The sequence below is a fragment of the Jutongia sp. SJQ-6 genome (genome assembly GCF_054161275.1).
The window spans coordinates 1,159,963-1,180,213 of the sequence record NZ_CP195314.1 but is presented as its reverse complement, the minus strand read 5'-3'; the positions used below and the strand labels follow the sequence as shown (position 1 = coordinate 1,180,213).

Here is a 20,251-nt window from a genome sequence, read left to right as displayed (position 1 = left end):
AGGGAGGAGAAGCGGAAGAGATGTTAAAGTGGATCGGTTGTATATTAGTTATGACAGGATGTGTCGGCGGAGGAATGATGATGGCTGTGGGGCTTAAAAGACGAATACGTATATTAGAGGAATTGGAGGTGTTATTGCAGCGGTTATACGGGGAAATGGAGTATGCCGGTAATGATATGATTGATATCTTAAAAATCTTACAGGTAGAAAGTATTTATTTTTCGGAATTATGGCAGCGTATCATAGAACGGTTAGAGCGCGGGGATTCTGTGCGGTTATGGGAAGTGTGGAGAGAAGAAACTAAGCGTAAAACCGGTCTTTCACCTATCTGTTTTTTGGGACAGGAAGAACAATATATTTTGCAGGAGGTGGGACGTGCATTAGGGCAGACAGATCGTAAAACGCAGCTGCATATGTTAAAGCTGCACGAACAAAGATTACATAAAGTTGTGAATAAAATTCGCAGTGAATCTCAGACACAGGCACGTGTGTATCGTGTTGTGGGGGTGACGGCAGGATGTTTTCTGGTAATCTTGTTCGTATAGCAAAAGTGGAAAGGCAGGAGTCTTATGACAATCAATTTGATTTTTAAGATAGCTGCAGTGGGGATCTTAGTGTCTGTTTTGGGACAGGTGCTGAAACATTCCGGCCGTGAGGAGCAGGCTTTTTTGGTAAGTCTTGCCGGACTGATCTTAGTATTACTGTGGGTTGTACCTTATATTCAGGAGTTGTTTCAGACGATAGAACAGTTATTTATCGTCTAAAGGAAACCTTGCGGATAGGAAGAGCGAGGAAGGGGGGCAGGGTGGAAGAGTGCTGAAGATCGGTCATGTAGATCAAGCTTTGCAGGTGGGAAAAGAGCTGTGGGATGATCGCGTAGATCAAGCCTTGCAGGTGAGAAAAGAGCTGAGTGATGATCGCGTAGATCAAGCTTTGCAGATGGGGAAAGGAATGTAGGAGTACTATGCTGAAAGTTGCAGTGATCGGAGTGATGGGGGCGTTATTAGCTCTATTGTTAAAAGGGGAAAAGGCAGGACAAAGTCTGTGGGTTGTTTTGGCAGCGTGCCTTTTGATCATGGGAATTTCATTATCTAAGCTTGAGAATATCCTGACAATGATCAGGGAAGTGGAGGAGGCGCTTGGAAGTGGAGCGTTATATCTGCAGGTTTTGCTCAAAATGATAGGGATTTCTTATATTGCAGAATTTGGTGCAGAAATATGTAAAGATGCCGGATTTGGTGCTGTGGCAGGGCAGATTGAATTTTTTGGAAAAATCATGCTGCTGGCGGTTAGCATACCGATCATTCAAAATTTGATCACATTGATCGGGCAAATGGGAATATGAAAGGAGGCACCTATGGCTGAGAATGGGACAGATGTGATCTTAGATGAAATATCCGGAGATGAGATCCAGAGTGTTTTGGATACGTTGATGGGGAACTCTTCTATTTCTTTTATGGATTATGTTGCATCTATCATACAGGGAAAGGTCCCGTTTGATCCTACTGATATGGGAAGACAATTGATTCAGAGTGTTTTCGGGAATATCGGTCAGCAAAAGAGTATGCTGTTGTATGTATTGCTCTTGGCGGTCATTGGAGCAGTTATTGCGAATTTTTCCAAGCTGATGCAGGGAAAACAAGTTGCAACAACAGCATTTTATGGGGTGTATCTGTTACTGTTTTCGGTATTAACAGGTGCATTTATGCAGGCATCAACGCTGGCAGTGCAGACGTTATCCGGATTGTTAGAGTTTATCAAGGTGCTGACACCGGCGTATTTCATCAGTATGAGTTTTGCCAGTGGAGCAGGAGCGGGGGCGGTATACTATGAATTCACATTAGTCATCGTAGCCGTCATTGATCTGGTTTTAGTGAAGATACTGTTACCTGCTATTAATGTATTTTTTTTGCTGCAGCTTGCCAACGAACTATCAGAAGAGGAAATGTTTGGCAAGATGGCAGAGCTGGTGAAAGATCTGGTTACATTGGCGCTGAAGACAATGTTTGGGATCATGATGGGGATCAATGTGATTCAAGGCTTGATCGTTCCGGTGTCAGCAGAACTTCAAAATTCTACATTGATCAAGGCGGGGGGTGCGATACCGGGTGTGGGAAACACGATCAGCACAGTGACAAATACGGTGCTTGTTGCCGCTAAATTGGTAAAAAATGCGGTTGGTGTTGCCGGCGTGATTGCCGTATTTTTACTCTGCGCAGTGCCATTACTTAAGTTGTTATTTTGGCAGTTTGGCTATCAACTGGTGGCGGCCGTAGTACAGCCGGTGTCAGAACCACGCGTTATACGCTGTTTAGGAGCGATTAAAGAATCTTTAGCACTGTTGGTGCGTGCCGTAGCATTTGGTGCCATGTTGTTTATTGCGTCTATTTTGGTCATCAGCAGCATGACTTGATACAGAAAAATCCGGGTTCAGATTGTTAGTATGATCAGATGAGGGGGACCTTGATTTCAGATTGGCAGAATGATCTGATACAGGAAGGGGAGATTGTCGTATGCAGGAGTGGATCCGACAGATTATCATTTACGTTATTTTGGTAACGGTTCTGCGCGGCTTGATCATGAAACCGCAGTACGAGCAGTATTTTCGCTTTTTTAGTGGGATCGTACTGATCTTGCTGGTAGTCAGTCCGGTGCTACGCGTTTTACATCAAGATACGGCTTGGCATGATACGGTGGAGCAATATTTATTTCAAATGGATGTAAATGATATCCAAGAGCAGCTCGCAGTTACGGAGGGCAGGAGACAGGAGGTTATTATGCAGCAATATACGGAGCAGTTAGAAGAGCAGATTAAGAAGCAGGCCGGGCAGCATGCTCTGCCTGCGGATGAGGTAACTGTGAAAGCGGATGCAAAGGGAGTGATCCACAAGATAGAACTGCATCTGAAAACAGAGGAAACCAGCAAGGTCACAAAGGAGCAATTGCGGCAATTTAAGAACCAATTATGCAGTCAATATAAACTGCAGAAAGAGCAGGTAGAAATATGGATCTAAAAAATATATGGGGCTCGGAGGGGAAAGAACCATTGCGGCTTCAAGATATTGGGCTCCCCAAGATCCTTGTGATCGTGGCGGTAGGCATTGTACTGTTGGTGCTCTCTCTGCCGGGGACAGGTGGTTCTCAAAAGAAGATCGGAAAGCAGGAAAACTCATCGGATGTGACATCAGAGGAGGCATCAGAGCAGATTGCGTTAGATGCTATGGAGCAATATAACAAAAAGATAGAAAAGGAACTTTGTGAACTGTTAAGAAAGGTAGATGGAGTGGGTGATGTGCAGGTGATGATCACTCTTGCTTCATCGGAAGAGCGGGTAACGCTGCAAAATGATTCTGCAACAACGGAAAGTACAGGAGAGGATGGAACCGGGTCCAAACGGCAGAAGGAATCGGCGACAACGGAAAGTGTTCTTGTCCGCAAAGATGGACAGGATACGCCATATCTGGTGCAGATATTAACGCCGGAGATTGAAGGCGTGGTAGTCGTGGCGTCGGGGGCCGATAGTGGTCAGACAGACACAGAAATAATTGCAGCGGTGCAGGCATTATTTCCGGTGCAGGCACATAAAATTAGGGTAATGAAGATGAAATAACATATGCAGCGTATGCGGCAAATGAGATAGTTGCTGAAATACGCAGAAAAGAGGGAAGTTTATGAAAAAGCTTGTACACAAAAATCAAATTATCATTACTGCCCTTGCGGTGATGATCGTGGTGGCAGGATATTTGAATTTTACGGGACAGGAGATTGCGACCGGTAATATTCTGCAGAAAGATGCAAAACAGACACAGAGTACGGTGAAGACGGATGGTAAAAAAACGGACAAAAAGGAGAGTAAAACGACGAAGATATCAAAGAAAGGCGCCAAGACAACTGCCAAAAAGGCGGACAGTAAAAAGGATGCGGTGACGAAAGATATATCCGAAGAAGACAGTGCAAAAGTTACGGTCAATGATAACGGAGAGGTCGTAGCGTCACAGGAAAATCCGGGAGAAGCAGTTATGGTATCCAATACGATCGGGACGGATTATTTTTCTTCGGCAAAACTTTCCAGGGAACAGACGCGTGCCAAAAATAAGGAAACTTTGTTAGAGATTGTCAATAATAAGGCGTTAGCCTCTGCGGACAAAAAAGCAGCGGTCAAAGAAGTGGCTGCGATCACTAAATTGTCGGAAAAAGAAAATGCGACGGAGATGATGTTAGAGGCAAAGGGATTTGCAGATGCAATGGTCAGCCTGAGTGACAAGAGTGCGGATGTTGTTGTTAATGCAGAAGAGTTAAGCAGCAAACAGATGGCACAGATTATTGATATTGTGAAACGTAAGACAGGATTTGCGGCAGAAAATATTGTTATTACACCGGTGCAGATTGAGAAAAATTAGTAATACATTGCAAATCTCCTGTTTTTTGATATAATAAACTGTGAGGTGCTGATGCTTTCCTGAAATATGCATAGCACACAAATGACAGGTTATAATATCAGCGGATAAAAGGAGGTTATTATCGTGGCTAACGAACAGAAAAATAAAAGTATTGGCGAAGTAAAGATTGCAGCCGATGTTGTTGCAGCGATTGCCGGATTGGCGGCAACGGAGGTTGATGGTGTATATGCTATGGCAGGTACACTTACCAATGAACTGGCAGGAATGCTTGGCAAGAAAAAATTAACGAAGGGCGTTAAGGTACAGATGGAGTTAGGTGTTGTGCATGTAGACATGATGATAAGTGTACGATATGGATACAGCATTCCAAAGGTGACCGAGCAGGTACAGGAGAGAGTAAGCCAGCAGATCGAGACGATGACGGGTCTTACGGTTTCAGAGGTTAATGTACGTGTATCCGGAGTAAATCTGGGCAATGAGTAGAGGAGAATTGAACAAGAATGGCTAGGAAATTGACAAGAAAAGAAATGCGGGAACAACTATACCGTATGTTATTTCAGTTGGAGTTTCACAAAGATGCAGAGTTAGATGAACAGTTGGCTCTTTTTATGGATGATCTGCAGGAGATCAGAGAGGCAGATCGTATAGAATTAGCAGATAAATTTCATGGAGTGGCTGCTCATGTAGAGGAGCTGGACTCCATGATCAATGACAAATCTACCGGATGGAAAGTGGGTCGATTGCCAAAGGCGGATCTGACCGTACTTCGTCTGGCAGTTTATGAGATCATGTTTGATGAAAACGTACCGGATAATGTGGCTGTGAATGAGGCTGTAGAGCTTGCAAAACAGTATTGTGGCGATAGTTCACCGCGTTATATTAACGGAGTGTTAGCTGCCGTTGTACGCGAAAGGAGCAATACGGATGCAGAGACGCAGTAGCGGTGTCGAAAAGATATGCTCGGTTTCACAGATCAACCAGTATATCAAAAATCTGTTTGTCAGAGATTATTTGTTGAGCCGCGTGCAGGTGCAGGGAGAAATATCAAATCTTAAATATCATTCTTCCGGTCATATTTATTTCACGTTAAAAGATGAAGCAGCACAGATTTCCTGCGTGATGTTTGCAAGTTATACAAGAGGTATGACGTTCCGATTGGAAGAGGGACAGAATGTTCTTGTGTATGGGAGCATCAGTGTATATGAAAGAGATGGAAGATATCAGTTGTATGCCCGTGATATTAGTATGCAGGGTGCCGGTAAATTATACGAAGAATATGAAAAACGAAAAAAGCGCCTCCTTGAGGAGGGGCTTTTTGACGAAGAAAATAAAAAGCCACTTCCCAAATATGCGAAGACGATCGGTGTGGTGACAGCTCAGACAGGTGCGGTTATACAGGATATCTGTAATGTAACCCATCGACGTAATCCGTATGTACAGATACGGTTGTATCCTGCCAAGGTACAGGGAGAGGGAGCTGCACAGACAGTGATCCGGGGAATTCGTTATTTTGAAAAGACGGATGTAGATACGATCATTATCGGGCGCGGAGGTGGATCTATCGAGGATCTGTGGGCGTTCAATGAAGAGGAACTGGTTCGAGTGGTGGCTGCGTGTACAAAACCGATCATTTCAGCAGTAGGACATGAAACAGATACAACGCTGACAGACTATGCAGCAGATATGCGAGCACCGACCCCATCGGCGGCCGCAGAATTAGCAGTGTATTCTTACCGGGATCTTATGATGGAACTTAGAGAATCTGCGAGACAATTACAGCAAAGTATCTATCATTTGATCAAGTTGAAGAAAATCTTGCTGACCAGATATGAAATGGCATTATCTCATTCCAGTCCACAGGATCAGATCCGACAGCGCAGGTTATATTTGGCGGACAGTGAGGAACGCTTAAAGTGTTTGCTGGAACAAAAACTTACTTCAGCAAAGCATCAGATGGCGTTGTATGCAGAAGAGTTAAAGGGGCTTTCACCGCTCTATAAATTGCAAGGTGGTTATGCTTATGTGGCAGATGACGCCGGCAATAATATTAAGTCGATCGATCAGTTGAAAAAGGGACAGCGATTGACCCTTACTTTGAAAGATGGACAAGCAGATGTTGTGGTGCAGGATGTAGCATCAAAGCGCTAGAAAGGCAGATAAATTATGGCAAAAAAATTGAGCATAGAGGAATCTTTCGAGCAGTTAGACACGATCATTGGCAGCTTGCAGCAGGGGGATCTGTCGTTGGAGGAGTCCTTTCAAAAATATGAAGAGGGAATGAAACTGATCAAACATTGTAGTGATACAATTGACAAAGTAGAAAAGAAACTGGAGATCATAGAGCAGGAGGAAACAGAGGGGTGACAAGTATGACACAAGAACAATTTCAGGATGCATTAAATGCGCGAGTATCCACAATAGAAAAGGTATTAGTGAGTGCATTGCCAAAGAATATTACGATGCAAAAGACGATTGCAGATGCGATGGAATATAGTCTGATGGCGGGTGGCAAGCGTCTCAGACCGATGCTCATGTTAGAAGCTTATCGGTTGTTTGGCGGCAGTGATGAAGCTGAGATTGAACCGTTTATGGCAGCAATTGAGATGATCCATACGTATTCTCTCGTGCATGATGATCTCCCGGCGATGGATAATGATGAGTATCGTCGTGGCCGCAAAACCACACATATCGTCTATGGTGAAGATATGGGAATCCTTGCCGGGGATGCTTTACTCAATTATGCATATGAAACAGCGGTGGAAGGTGCACTTAAGCTGAAGGATCCGGCAAATGGTTTGAAGGCACTGCAGATTTTAAGCCGCAAAGCCGGAGTATATGGAATGGTAGGAGGTCAGGTGGTCGATGTGGAATTGACCGGCAAGCCGATTTCGGAAGAGCAGCTCGATTTTATATATCGTTATAAGACGAGTGCACTGTTAGAGGCTTCTTTGATGGCCGGGGCTGCTTTAGCCGGCGCCGCTGAAGAAGAGATTGCACAGATAGAGTGTGTCGGCAGATTAGTCGGGTTAGCTTTTCAGATCCAGGATGATATTCTAGACTTGACAAGTACGGCGGAAGAGCTTGGTAAACCGATAGGCAGCGATCTGCGTAATGAAAAGACAACCTATGTATCTTTACATGGGATGAGAGAAGCAGAGGAAGCAGTCGAAGAGTATTCCAAAGAAGCTGTGGAGATATTAGAAAATCTTTCAGAAGAAAATGAATTTTTAGATCAACTGATCGTGTCGTTGATCCACCGCAAGAAATAAATACTTTTGATGGATAATATTTGCAAAGAAAGAATTATGTCTGCGGATCAGGATCAGCGGATATAGAAAGGAATGACAGACTACTGTAATGTTAGAGCAGATAAAAGAAGCAAATGATATTAAATTGATAGATCCGTCCGAATACCGGGAGTTAGCGCGAGAGATCCGTAGATTTCTTGTGCGTAAGGTCAGCAGAACGGGAGGACATCTCGCCTCCAATCTGGGAGTGGTGGAGTTGACGATGGCAATGCATCTATGCTGTGATCTGCCGGAGGATAAGATTGTATGGGATGTGGGACATCAGTGCTATACGCATAAGATATTGACCGGGCGACAGGATGCGTTTGACAGCCTTAGACAGTATGGCGGCATGAGTGGTTTTCCAAAACGTGGAGAGAGTGAATGTGATGCGATGGATACCGGGCACAGTTCAACATCGATCAGTGCTGCGCTGGGACTTGCCAAAGCGAGAGATCTACAGGGCAGACATAATAAGATATTTGCAGTGATCGGAGATGGTGCTCTGTCTGGAGGAATGGCGTATGAAGCGTTAAATAATGCAGCCAGACTCAGATCCAATATGATCATCGTATTAAATGATAACCAAATGTCAATTTCCAAAAATGTAGGTGGAATGTCGAACTATTTAGGTAAGATCCGTACTGATACTAATTATACGGAGTTAAAGCAGGATGTGGAGAATGCTTTGGAGAAATTGCCGCATTTTGGAAATCGTTTAACAGAGCGGATACGCGGTGTCAAAGATTTGATCAAACGTATCTTCATTCCGGGAATGTTGTTTGAGGATATGGGAATCACTTATATTGGTCCTATTGATGGCCATGATATAGGACAGATGGTAACGGCATTTAATAGTGCTTCTAAATTAAATGCAGCGGTAATCGTTCATGTGGTCACACAAAAAGGAAAGGGGTATCCGCCTGCACAGAAAGACCCTTCTTCGTTTCACGGTGTGGGACCGTTTCGGGTATCGGATGGTACATTACTTCATAGCAAAAAAGATGTACCGACCTATACCAAGGTGTTTCAAAATGTGATGCTAGAGACAATGGAAGATCGGGAAGATGTCGTGGCCATTTCGGCTGCAATGCCAACCGGTACCGGATTATCTGCTGTTGCTGAGCAATACCCGGATCGCTTTTTTGATGTTGGCATTGCCGAGGAACATGCAGTGACTTTTGCAGCGGGGCTTGCGTTAGGCGGCAGCAGACCGGTCGTGGCATTGTATTCTACTTTTTTGCAGCGTGCCTATGATCAAATACTGCATGACGTCTGCATTGGCAGCCTTCCAGTTGTCTTTGCGGTGGATCGCGCCGGATTGGTCGGAAGTGATGGTGAGACGCATCAGGGAATCTTTGATATTGCCTTTTTGTCACAGATGCCAAATCTGACAGTAATGGCCCCAAAAAATTCGCAGGAATTAGAGGATATGTTCAGTTTTGCGTTTGCACAGGAAGGACCGGTTGCAATCCGGTATAGCAGAGGAGCGGTGTACGATGGGCTGTCGGATCATAGAGAAGCGATCCGAGTGGGAAGGTCTGAATGGATACACACCGGACGGGATATAGCTGTTATTGCTGTGGGAAGTATGGTTGAAGTCGCAGTTCATGTGGTGGAAATGCTTCAGCAAAAGGGATTAGATCCTACGTTGATCAATGCCAGATTTGTCAAGCCGATGGATGAGCAAATGTTAAAGCAGGTGGCAGCACAGCATTCCATTGTTGTGACGATGGAAGACGGTGTGATCACCGGAGGTTTTGGACAGGCAGTTGCAGCATGGTATGCAGCGACAGAGCGGGGTGAAAAGTGTCCGAAGATCGTTAATATCGCATTGCCGGATGCATTTATAGAACACGGAACGGTGCAACAGTTACGAAGTAAATACGGCCAGGATGCGGAGAGCGTGGCGGCTCGTATTGAACAGGTATGGAGGCAGCAGTGAAAGAGAAAAAAAAGAAAGAACGGCTGGATGTTTTACTTGTAAAGCGTGGGTTAGCAGAATCCAGAGAAAAAGCGAAAGCCATTATTATGACAGGTAATGTTTTTGTTGAGGAACAACGCGAAGATAAAGCGGGAAGTACGTTTGCAGAAGATGTGCAGATCCGCATCAAGGGAACGCCGATGAAGTATGTCAGCCGAGGAGGATATAAACTGGAAAAGGCAATGGAACTTTGGCATGTGCCATTACAGGACAAGCTGTGTATGGACGTAGGATCTTCTACCGGTGGTTTTACCGACTGCATGCTGCAAAATGGTGCGGTTAAGGTGTATGCTATTGATGTAGGGACAAACCAACTGGCTTGGAAATTGCGTCAGGATGAGCGGGTAGTATCCATGGAAAAGACGAATATACGATATGTTACGCCGGAAGATATTGCCGACCCGATTGACTTTTCCTCCATAGATGTTGCTTTTATTTCTTTGACCAAGGTATTGATCCCGGTATGGAATCTGTTGAAAAACGGCGGCAGGGTTGTATGTCTTGTGAAACCACAATTTGAAGCAGGCAGAGAGAAGGTTGGCAAAAAAGGTGTGGTCCGGGATAAAAAGGTTCATGAAGAAGTGGTATGTCATATAATGACATATGCACTATCTATGGGATTTGAGATCTTAGGGTTAAGTTATTCACCGATCAAAGGACCGGAGGGTAATATAGAGTATCTGTTGTACATAGAGAAACCGCAAGATGCGCAGGCACTTACGGAAATTGCAGAAGAAGCAGATCAGAAGGCAGAAGAACAGTTCGAACAACAGTATTTGGCACTTGCCAAAGAGACAGTGGAGGCAGCGCATGAGGCATTTTTGTATCATCACGAATAGCGATAAAGGGGCTAATGCACAGATTGCACAGAGGGCAGTGCAATATTTGCGTGCGCACGATGCAGATTGCGTCATATTACCAAATTTTCTGGAAGAAACCGGAGGGATCAGGCATTTTACGGCGGTACAGGATATTCCCAAAGACGCTGAGTGTGCGATCGTGCTTGGTGGAGATGGCACGATGATACAGGCAGCGATCGATCTGGTTCATTGTGATGTGCCGATTTTGGGAGTAAATACGGGAACGCTCGGGTTTTTGACGGAAGTGGAATGCCAAAATCTGGAAGAGGCGCTGGAACGGCTGCTTAAGGATGATTATACGACAGAGAGTCGTATCATGTTAAAAGAAACCGCAAAATTTAAGGGGGAAGACAGCCGCACATCCTGTTATGCATTAAATGATATGGTGATCGCCAAACAGGGTGAATGCCGCTTGATCACGGTGAAAGTATTTCAGGGGGAGGAACTTGTAGATATTTATCGTGCAGACGGACTGATCGTGGCGACACCGACCGGGTCGACCGGATACAATCTGTCGGCAGGAGGACCGGTGTTGGTACCGGGACTGCATGCAACGGTGATCACACCGATATGTGCACACTCTCTTAACAAGCGGAGTCTTTTGTTAGATGCTAAAGAACGTATTGTCCTGGAAATCGGACAGACGAAAGAAGCCGGGGAGGATACGGCAGTGCTGCAGGCAGATGGGCGGACGGTTGGTATGTTGAAAACGGGTGACAGACTTGTACTCGAGGTGCCGCATGCTACGACTGATTTCATCAAATTATCCGGATTGAATTTCTATGAGAAGATGCGGCAGAAATTAAACGGCAACTAATGCTAACGGCAGAAATCGGAGTGAGGTGCGGAATATATGAAACTGGAGCGAAGAGCGAAGATCATAGAGTTGATCGGAAAGTATGAGATCGAGACGCAGGAGGAGTTAGCGGAAAGATTGCAGCAGGCAGGGTATTCTGTGACGCAGGCAACGATATCGCGTGATATTCGTGAGCTAAAGCTGACAAAAGTGTCTGTGGGAGATGGTCCCAGACAAAAATACACGCTGCTTCAGGAAGAGGCTAATTTATATCAAAAGTATGTCCGTGTACTGCAGGATGGTTTGATCTCTTTGGAACAGGCAGAAAACCTGCTGGTGATCAAAACGATTTCCGGTATGGCGATGGCTGTTGCGGCGGCGATCGACAAATTGGAGATTTCCGGTGTGGTCGGGACGATCGCCGGGGATGATACGGTGATGTGCGCGATACGGTCTGTTGGGGAAGTGGCAGCAGTGCAGATGCGGATCGCGGAACTGGTTCATGAGGATAGACAGTAAACTTATTTCGTGATATACTGGAATTTGGCTGGGTGCGTACAAACAGCATTCGCAGGAACGACAGGGCTGAAAGACACAAGGCGGCTTTGTTCGTAGTGTGAAATAAGAGAAAGGAAGTAAAAAAATGTCAGGACATTCAAAATTTTCAAACATTAAACATAAGAAAGAGAAGAATGATGCAGCAAAAGGTAAGATCTTTACTGTCATCGGAAGAGAGATTGCGGTAGCCGTCAAAGAGGGCGGTCCGGATCCGGACAATAACGGCAAACTTCGTGATGTTATTGCGAAAGCTAAAGCCAATAATATGCCAAATGATACGATCGAGCGTGGCATCAAAAAGGCGGCAGGCAACATTGACGCAGTTAATTACGAAGAGGTAACTTATGAGGGATATGGTCCGAATGGTACGGCGATCATTGTAAAAGCGTTGACAGACAATAAGAACCGTACGGCTAGTAATGTCCGAAACGCCTTCACAAAGGGTAGCGGAAGTGTTGGAACGCAGGGCTGTGTATCCTATATGTTTGATGAAAAGGGACAGATCATTATCGACAAGGAAGAGTGCGATATGGAGGCAGATGATCTGATGATGATCGCATTGGATGCAGGAGCTGATGACTTTAATGAAGAGGATGATTCCTTTGAAATTACGACAGCACCGGAAGATTTTAGTGCAGTTAGAGAGGCGTTAGAGGCAGAGAATATTGCGATGGCAAGTGCAGAAGTCACAATGTTGCCACAAACGTATGTTACGTTGAATGATGAAAATGATATTAAACAGTTGCAGCGTACATTGGATCTGTTAGATGAAGATGATGATGTACAGTATGTATATCATAATTGGGATGAGTAGACGGTTAAGACGAGATATAGTTCTGCCGAAATAACTATTAGAACGTTGTAATTGTTGGAAATGAGGAGAATTATGAGTCGACAGAAGAAATGCCTTTATCAAAAAATCATAGCATTAGTTTGTTTATTTGCGGTATGCCTGACAGGGTTTGCCGCTTATTTTGCTATTAAGAATACGGGATCTGTACAGGCAGCAGAATATACATTTACGGATAGTTCCGGTAATCAGGTAGGAGATGGAGGGCGTATTGCAATGCGTCGCTCGAGGGATACTTTTGCTGTGCTTGGAATACAGTCCAATGATGTCTGTACATGGCAGAGTTTGAATCCCAGTCTTGTTGAGATTGAAAATGCAGATGCCGCAGGATTCAAAAAAGGTGGTACCGCCGTATTAGTTGTCAAACAGGTAGATGCGCAGATTCGTGATGTGACGGTTCGTGTTACGATCGATCATGCAGATGGTACTTCAGATATTATAACAATGACGTTGGAACTTGCGTTTTCTATCAACGAATATCTGACGGGAGTACAGGGTGTTAAGTTAGAAAAGTTGTATCCGGAAGATTCCAGAAAAGCATTGATCATGAATTACGGAAGCAGCGTAAATATAGGTTCTTCTACCGACGGCAATAATTTTCTGAAGTTAATTTTCGGAAATGGTAAAGAAGCGGATTGGGTATGCAGTAATACAGATGTTATTCGATATAATGCTGTGAACCATGTATTACAGGCTGTAGGAGCAGGTCCTGCAACACTTACGGTGACATGGACGGAAGGTACAGACAGTTACACGGATACGATCAATGTATTTGTCAGGCCGCAGATACTATCGCAAGATGGCAACACAATATTAGCCGGTGGTTCCAGTGATACCGGATCGGTTGTGGTAAGAGACGGTGATATGATCCAACTTACGGTTGAAAGTGATGCAAACCCGCAGATCGCAATCGGTGATAAGATCAGTTGGGTTATTTCCAAAGGAGAAGGAGAACATTCTGTGTTAGTACGCGATTCTCTTGGCAATTTGGGACAAGATTATCAGGATATTGACTTGTATTATTTCCGCAGCAATGGCAAGTCGTACTACCGTGTTGATGCTAAGTCCGGAGAATACAACATTCAGTTTTATGTCAAAGGAACCTACAAAAGTTTTGAGGATAGTAAGTCAGGCAATTGTGCGTGCGGATCTGTAAACTTAAAGACGAGCGTATCGTGTGACTTCACCGATAAGGAAGTTACAGTAAGTCTCGGTGGTACCTATGATCTGTCGACGGCGTTTAACATTCCGAGAGATGTTCTGAAGAAGAAGTTTACGGCAACTGTTTTAGGAGCGACCGGTAATTCGATCATTTCTATTGATGAAGCGGAGATGTTAGTTCGAACAAAGGCACTCGGTAATGCAAAATTATCAGTGAAACTGAACGGATCGGTTTCGACCGATGAGATTCCGGGCTTTCCAACGGGGACAGATACGGTTACTGTGAGCGTGACCGTTGTAAATACATTTTCCTTAAATATATCTGAAACAAGTATGGCAGTCGGCAGTACATTAGATCTGCATGGTGTCATTGGTTCAGATGCCGTAGCAGAGGCATCGCAGTTTGAATGGACCGTAGATGGCGAAGAGTATGTTTCGCTCAGCGATACAAAGGGACAGTATATTACGGTGACTGCTAAGAAAGAAACGCCAGCTAACACACATGCTACGGTTACTTTGAAATGGACAGACAGTGATGGTGTTACTTGGGTCGCTTCTTGTGTGATCACGGTTAATGTAGCCGCGACAGATTTTATGATCACACCGGATCATGCATCGATCGAAGTAGGAGGCAGCGTTACATTACATACCAATATTGATGCGCCGAAAGCGAATATTGAATGGATATCTTCGGATACATCAATGTTAAAAGTTTCCGCCAATGATGGTAATATTTCGGCTGAAGTAACAGCCTTAAATAAAGTCGGAAGTGCTGTTATTACCGCTTTTAATATGGATAATAAAGCGTACGCAACTTGTGTGATCACGGTCACTGCACCGATCACCAGTCTGCGCATTGATAAAGGAACAGAGTATACAACGACACTTGCGTCCGGTTTTGTATTTCTGAAAGCATTGTACGAGCCGGCAAATGCAACGGAAACAGAGCTTGTCTGGACTGCCAGAAATGTGAATTCTAATATTTCTGAGCCGGTTGCCAGTGTTGATAAGAATGGTGTTGTGACATTGTTAACGGAGGGCGAAACGATCATTACAGTTACGCCAAAGTATAATCCGAACCATGTACAGGCACAATGTATTATTACGATCAAAGAAGATCCGATCACGGAGATTACGACAGATGTTACGCATTTGGATATGATCGTAGGAGATATTTACCAGGTAACAACAACGTTTAAGCCGGAAAAACCATCGGATCCTACATTGAACTGGAGTGTGATCAGTGGGGAAAAAGTAGTCTCTGTTGACGAAGAGGGTCGAATTACAGCAATTTCTGCAGGATCAGCAGTTGTAATGGTAGAAGGTAATCCACGTAAGGATGGTAAGAGTCCTGCAAAGACAGCGATTTCTATTACAGTGCGCAATCGATTGCAGTCGATCGAATTTGCAGAAAAATATGTAGAGGTAGAAGAGGGAAGTGATCTGACGCTGGAAGTCTTATTCAATCCTTCGGATTCTGTCAATAAAACACTGCATTTTGCATCTGCCGATGAGGAAGTAGCGACAGTAACTGATGAGGGTGTTGTACATGGTGTAACAGTAGGAGGTCCGGTAGTTGTTACTTGTTGGGCAGAAGATATCGGTAAGCAGGATCCGATCCAATGCTATGTTACAGTTGTAGAAAAGAAAGTTCCAGCGACAGATTTTGCCGTCAGTCCAACGAACAAAACTGTTACGGTAGGTGGTTCGTTCCAGATCAATGCGGTCTTTACGCCGGAGAATGCAACGGATAAGTCCGTGAAGTATGAATCTGGAAACAGCAGTGTGGCAAAGGTTGATGCCAAGGGCAAGGTTACCGGTGTGAAGACAGGAGTTACGGCAATCGTGTGTACGGCAGTGGAAAGCGGTATCACACGTACCTGTACAGTGACCGTAGTACCGGCCGTTAAGTTGAGACTATCACCGGTCAGCAAAAATATTGCGAAAGGACATAGTTTTACGATTCGCAAGATCGTAGCACCGTCAAATGCTAGCACAGCTTCGAATTGGAGAAGCTCGAATTCGAAGATTGCGACGGTCAATGCGAATGGTAAGGTGACCGGTAAGAAGTATGGAAGCTGTACGATAACCTGTACTTTGGTGCAGTCCGGTGTCAAGGCGACTTGCCGTGTTAAGGTGTCCAAGTTAAAAACAAAGATCAAATTAAATAAGACCAATATACGTATTGGTGTTGGACAGTCATATCGTTTGAAAAAGACGATAACAACGAATGGAACGAAAGCTCCTTCTGTTAAATGGCGTTCTTCGAATAAACGAGTGGTCAGCGTAAGCTCCGGCGGTAAAGTGAAAGGAAAGCGGATCGGTGCTGCTAAGGTGACAGTGACGACGAAGGGCAAAATAAAGGCGAAGGCAACTTGTCGTGTAACAGTTATTCGACGGGTTACAAGTATTACAATGACCAAACAGTATGCTACCTGTTTTGTGGGTCATTCGATCAAGCTGAATGTATCGATCAGACCAAAGAAGGCAAGCATTAAAAAGCTGAAATGGAGATCCTCGGATAACAGCATTGCTACGGTGACCGGAAGTGGTAAAGTGACAGGTCTCAAAGCAGGAGAGGTTACGATCACAGCGCGCACTAAGGATGGCAGCAACAAGAAAACGGTATGCCATGTCAAAGTGATGGAGGAAATTCCTGTCTCCAGTATTGTAGTGGCGCAGTCCAGTCTGACGATGAAACGCGGAGATAAGGCAAAACTTGCTTATAGTGTACTGCCAAATAACACATCGGATTCCTTGAAGTTTGCTTCGGACAACAAGCGTGTCGCAAAGGTAAATTCCAATGGCGTGGTTACTGCGGTAGGAACCGGTAATGCAACGATCACCATCATGTCGAGTGGCGGTGTAAGTTCTACCGTAAGTGTAAATGTCGTGGCGATGAATAAGTCATCGTTGTCCATGCGGCAATATGATACAGAAACATTGACGGTATTCGGAACCAGTGATACCGTTACGTGGTATAGTTCTAATGCACGTGTAGCCAGTGTTGCAAATGGTGTCGTGACAGGACGAGGAAAGGGTACGACCTACATTTATGCGTATGTCAATGGATGTAAAGTGGCATGTAAAGTGACGATCGTGTCTGTGAATAAATAATATTGAACCAAAACGTCAGCCGGGATTCCGGTTGACGTTTTGTAAATAAAGCAAAAGAGAGTATGAATGAAGATAGAGTAGAAGGAGGTACCTGGTGTTAGTAAACTTGCATGTGAAAAATCTGGCGATCATTGATGAAGTGGAAGTCGATTTTTCCGAAAATATGAATGTACTCACCGGTGAAACCGGTGCGGGAAAGTCTATCATTATCGGATCGGTCAATTTGGCATTAGGCGGTAAATTTACCGGAGATATGATACGGACCGGAGCGGATCAGGCATTGGTGGAATTATTGTTTACCGTGGACCGCCCAGAGCAGCGAGAAGCACTAGAAGCACTTGGCGTAACGGTAGATGGAGAGGATGTGCTGATCTCTCGTAAATTAATGCAGAAACGCAGTGTATGTCGTGTCAATGGAGAGACAGTAACACAGTCTTTGATCAAGAAGATTGCCGGAATATTGATCGATATTCATGGACAGAATGAGCAGCAGTCGTTGTTGCATATGTCAAAACATATGGAAATTTTGGATCGTTATGGGAAGGAAAAACTTGCACAGGCATTGCAGGAATTTGGGGAACATTATCGCAACTATCGGAATATACAGGCAGAATTGGAAGAGGGACAAATACCGGAAGAAGAGCGTCTGCGGGAAATCTCTTTTTTACAGTATGAACTACAGGAGATCACAGAAGCTAAGCTGCGCGAGGGCGAGGAAGAAGAGCTGGAAGAGAACTATCAAAGACTTTCTCATGCATCTGCGATTGCAGAAGGTTTGGGTGAAGCCTGCCGTTTGACTGCGACAGACAGTGGGGCAGCCAGTGATCAGATTGGAGAAGCACTTCGTCATTTGCACAAGATTGCAGAATATGATGAGTCTGTACAGGGCTTTGCAGATCAGTTATCAGAGATTGACAGCCTGTTAGGGGATTTTAACCGTGATGTTTCCGGTTATATGGAAGATTTTGAGTGCGATCCGCAGGAACAGATGCAAGTGGAAAAAAGACTCGATCAGATCAGATCCCTTCAGGCAAAATATGGCAGTACGGTAGAAGCTGTCGAGGAATATGCGGCAAATGTCGCAGAAAAATTGCAAAAATATGAGGAATATGATACGTATCGGAAGGAATTGCAGGAACAGCTTGCTGTTGAGGAAAAAGAGCTTTCCATGCAGAGTACGGTCATTACGCGATACCGCAAAGAATATGCAGCGGTGCTAGAACAAAAGATCACAGAGGCATTGGTGGAACTGAATTTCTTACAGGTGCAGTTTCATATCGAGGTGCGTCAGACAGCCGATTATTCTGTCAATGGACGAGATGAGGTTGAGTTTATGATCTCGACCAATCCGGGAGAGCCGATGCGTCCGATCGGAACGGCGGCATCCGGTGGTGAATTATCTAGAATTATGTTAGCAGTTAAGGCGGTACTGGCGGAACATGATGAGATCAGTACATTGATCTTTGATGAAATTGATGTAGGGATCAGCGGTCGAACGGCACAAAAAGTCGCAGAAAAAATGGCGCTCATTGGTGGATGTCATCAGGTGATCTGTATATCACACCTTGCGCAGATCGCGGCTATGGCAGATACGCATTATCTGATCGAGAAAAATAATGAAGATGCGCATACGGCCACATCGATCTACGCTTTGGACGAGGAACAGTCTGTGCAGGAGCTTGCAAGAATTTTGGGCGGCGCACAGATCACAGATGCCGTGATGGACAGCGCACGTGAGATGAGAGAACTTGCGATCCATAAAAAGGCAGAGATCCGTCAGTCTATTTCGTGAGCATATCTTCAATAAAAATACCATACCCTTTGCGGGGATTATTGACAAATACATGAGTGACAGCTCCGATCAATTTTCCGTTTTGGAGAATAGGACTGCCACTCATTCCTTGTACGATTCCACCGGTTTTTCGGAGTAATTCCGGGTCAGTAACCCGAAGAACAAGATCTTTGTTATCTTTTGCATTCATCTGAACTTCATCAATCATGATTTCGTAATCTCTTATTTCTTTGCCAAGCTGACAGCGAATGGATGCTTTGCCGGTTTTTATTTCTTGTTTCAGTGCTAACGAGATTCCTTTTTCTTCCTGATATTGGTATGCATGGTCGGATACCTTTCCTGAAATCCCCCAATGATTATTTGTTAATACAGAACCGATCTTATTGTTATTATTCAAATGAACGATTCCGGATAATTCGCCGGGTGTTCCCTTTTTGCCACTTACGATCTTATTGACGGTAGCTTGATATAAGCCGCCATTATTTAATTCGATCAACAGACCGGTATCTACATCTGTAATGCCGTGCCCCAGAGCGGCAAAAGTATTGTTTTCTAATACACAGGTCATCGTTCCAATGCCTTCGGTATCTTCTCTAAGCCAGATTCCCAGACTGTAAGAACCATCTTTTGTGGCAATGGGATTTAGCTTGATCTGAAGATCCTTATTATTGCGTCGGATCTTCAGAGTGACGGTTTTTGAACCGTTTTTCTGTAGGAGGGAAGTAACCTGTTGAATGTTTTGGACGGAAGTTTCATTGATGGCTAACAGGTAATCGCCGGCATTTATGATATTTTTGGCAGGGTGATACATAAAACCATCATTGCCCTGTACATCGGACGTGCCGAGGACCATGATGCCGTCGGATTCCAAATAGATGCCGACAGCGTTCCCGGCAGGCATCACTTTTGTTTCCGGTACAACATCAATCGTCAGAGAACCGCAGGGGATAACACCAAACAGAGACAGACCTGCTTTGTAGCTTCCGATATGGTTGCCAACTGCCTGTATTTTCCGTCCGGAACGTGCATGATTTGTGGATTTAACATCGTTTTGAAAAGAGACGGCTTTGGCATCATCTGACGACAATTTGGCATAAAACGGAAAGCCCAGATTAAAACTTTCGGTGCGATTTTTATATAATATCAATTTCGTCGGTATTTTTTTAGCTGCGGCAGTGTAATAACGACAGGAAATTGCTCCAAATACAATAAGCAGCAGGCAAAGGAGTACACAGCGGTAAATGCGTTTTCTTTTTTGAATATTTGGATTCATAAACTGTCACCACGCCTTTCTGAAAAAACTTGTTGATGGAAAGTATGTACGAAGTCCGGCAAATTTATACATGGCGTCATACGACACAAACTACCAAATAATAACAGTGTTTTTAACATATTATGCCAGTACACGTCGAATAAAAGAATAGGACACTGCTTGAGTTTGCAATT

At 44.5% G+C, this 20,251-nt stretch carries 21 protein-coding genes; 20 read left to right on the top strand and 1 reads right to left on the bottom strand.

Features of this window, described 5'->3' with window-relative positions:
* The first annotated feature begins 20 nt into the window (after positions 1–20).
* The 20 genes from ACSAJE_RS05510 to recN all read left to right on the top strand — a co-directional run bounded on the left by ACSAJE_RS05510 (position 21) and on the right by recN (position 18,805).
* On the top strand, positions 21–545 hold the full coding sequence (locus tag ACSAJE_RS05510; RefSeq protein WP_458009921.1) for a stage III sporulation protein AB: 525 nt from the start codon (positions 21–23) through the stop codon (positions 543–545).
* Positions 546–569: 24 nt separating this feature from the next.
* The gene (spoIIIAC, locus tag ACSAJE_RS05505) at positions 570–764 is read left to right on the top strand and encodes a stage III sporulation protein AC (protein WP_022024382.1); all 195 of its coding nucleotides are present in this window, start codon (positions 570–572) and stop codon (positions 762–764) included.
* A gap of 49 nt (positions 765–813) precedes the next feature.
* Positions 814–957 (top strand): hypothetical protein, encoded by a 144-nt coding sequence (locus tag ACSAJE_RS05500; RefSeq protein WP_182448157.1) that lies wholly within the window; start codon positions 814–816, stop codon positions 955–957.
* A 7-nt stretch (positions 958–964) separates the two neighbouring features.
* Entirely contained in the window at positions 965–1,345 is a 381-nt protein-coding gene (locus tag ACSAJE_RS05495; RefSeq protein ID WP_022024381.1) for a SpoIIIAC/SpoIIIAD family protein, read from the top strand.
* Positions 1,346–1,357: 12 nt separating this feature from the next.
* The gene (locus tag ACSAJE_RS05490) at positions 1,358–2,413 is read left to right on the top strand and encodes a stage III sporulation protein AE (RefSeq protein WP_458009920.1); all 1,056 of its coding nucleotides are present in this window, start codon (positions 1,358–1,360) and stop codon (positions 2,411–2,413) included.
* A gap of 100 nt (positions 2,414–2,513) precedes the next feature.
* Positions 2,514–3,014, top strand: coding sequence for a stage III sporulation protein AF (locus ACSAJE_RS05485; RefSeq protein ID WP_458009919.1), 501 nt, complete (start codon positions 2,514–2,516; stop codon positions 3,012–3,014).
* Positions 3,005–3,610 (top strand): stage III sporulation protein AG, encoded by a 606-nt coding sequence (locus ACSAJE_RS05480; protein WP_022024379.1) that lies wholly within the window; start codon positions 3,005–3,007, stop codon positions 3,608–3,610. The genes ACSAJE_RS05485 and ACSAJE_RS05480 overlap by 10 nt, the downstream gene beginning before the upstream one ends.
* A 61-nt stretch (positions 3,611–3,671) precedes the next feature.
* Positions 3,672–4,400, top strand: a complete 729-nt coding sequence (locus ACSAJE_RS05475) for a SpoIIIAH-like family protein (protein ID WP_118689800.1) — start codon at positions 3,672–3,674, stop codon at positions 4,398–4,400.
* A 123-nt stretch (positions 4,401–4,523) separates the two neighbouring features.
* Positions 4,524–4,883, top strand: coding sequence for an Asp23/Gls24 family envelope stress response protein (locus tag ACSAJE_RS05470; protein WP_022024377.1), 360 nt, complete (start codon positions 4,524–4,526; stop codon positions 4,881–4,883).
* A 17-nt stretch (positions 4,884–4,900) separates the two neighbouring features.
* Positions 4,901–5,341: a transcription antitermination factor NusB gene (nusB, locus tag ACSAJE_RS05465; RefSeq protein WP_022024376.1), complete on the top strand. Its 441-nt coding sequence runs from the start codon at positions 4,901–4,903 to the stop codon at positions 5,339–5,341.
* Positions 5,325–6,548 carry an exodeoxyribonuclease VII large subunit gene (xseA, locus tag ACSAJE_RS05460; RefSeq protein ID WP_458009918.1) on the top strand — a complete coding sequence of 408 codons (1,224 nt, stop codon included), beginning with the start codon at positions 5,325–5,327 and terminating at the stop codon, positions 6,546–6,548. The genes nusB and xseA overlap by 17 nt, the downstream gene beginning before the upstream one ends.
* A gap of 15 nt (positions 6,549–6,563) precedes the next feature.
* Positions 6,564–6,764 (top strand): exodeoxyribonuclease VII small subunit, encoded by a 201-nt coding sequence (gene xseB / locus ACSAJE_RS05455; protein WP_022024374.1) that lies wholly within the window; start codon positions 6,564–6,566, stop codon positions 6,762–6,764.
* 5 nt (positions 6,765–6,769) lie between these two features.
* On the top strand, positions 6,770–7,669 hold the full coding sequence (locus ACSAJE_RS05450; protein WP_458010051.1) for a polyprenyl synthetase family protein: 900 nt from the start codon (positions 6,770–6,772) through the stop codon (positions 7,667–7,669).
* A gap of 88 nt (positions 7,670–7,757) precedes the next feature.
* Positions 7,758–9,632 (top strand): 1-deoxy-D-xylulose-5-phosphate synthase, encoded by a 1,875-nt coding sequence (gene dxs / locus ACSAJE_RS05445; RefSeq protein ID WP_458009917.1) that lies wholly within the window; start codon positions 7,758–7,760, stop codon positions 9,630–9,632.
* Positions 9,629–10,510, top strand: coding sequence for a TlyA family RNA methyltransferase (locus ACSAJE_RS05440; RefSeq protein WP_458009916.1), 882 nt, complete (start codon positions 9,629–9,631; stop codon positions 10,508–10,510). The genes dxs and ACSAJE_RS05440 overlap by 4 nt, the downstream gene beginning before the upstream one ends.
* Positions 10,482–11,348 (top strand): NAD(+)/NADH kinase, encoded by an 867-nt coding sequence (locus tag ACSAJE_RS05435; RefSeq protein WP_022025173.1) that lies wholly within the window; start codon positions 10,482–10,484, stop codon positions 11,346–11,348. Before ACSAJE_RS05440 ends, ACSAJE_RS05435 begins: the two co-directional genes overlap by 29 nt.
* Positions 11,349–11,384: 36 nt before the next feature.
* Complete coding sequence (locus ACSAJE_RS05430; RefSeq protein ID WP_118689797.1) at positions 11,385–11,846, top strand: arginine repressor; 462 nt, start codon at positions 11,385–11,387, stop codon at positions 11,844–11,846.
* Positions 11,847–11,970: 124 nt separating this feature from the next.
* A complete protein-coding gene (locus ACSAJE_RS05425; protein ID WP_022025175.1) occupies positions 11,971–12,699 on the top strand; it encodes a YebC/PmpR family DNA-binding transcriptional regulator in 729 nt (242 codons plus the stop codon).
* 72 nt (positions 12,700–12,771) lie between these two features.
* Positions 12,772–17,013, top strand: coding sequence for an Ig-like domain-containing protein (locus ACSAJE_RS05420; protein ID WP_458009915.1), 4,242 nt, complete (start codon positions 12,772–12,774; stop codon positions 17,011–17,013).
* Positions 17,014–17,107: 94 nt separating this feature from the next.
* On the top strand, positions 17,108–18,805 hold the full coding sequence (recN, locus tag ACSAJE_RS05415) for a DNA repair protein RecN (RefSeq protein WP_458009914.1): 1,698 nt from the start codon (positions 17,108–17,110) through the stop codon (positions 18,803–18,805).
* On the opposite strand, the gene spoIVB is transcribed toward recN, so the two are convergent.
* Positions 18,795–20,078 (bottom strand): SpoIVB peptidase, encoded by a 1,284-nt coding sequence (gene spoIVB / locus ACSAJE_RS05410; RefSeq protein WP_118689794.1) that lies wholly within the window; start codon positions 20,076–20,078, stop codon positions 18,795–18,797. The genes recN and spoIVB overlap by 11 nt on opposite strands.
* Positions 20,079–20,251 lie beyond the last annotated feature (173 nt).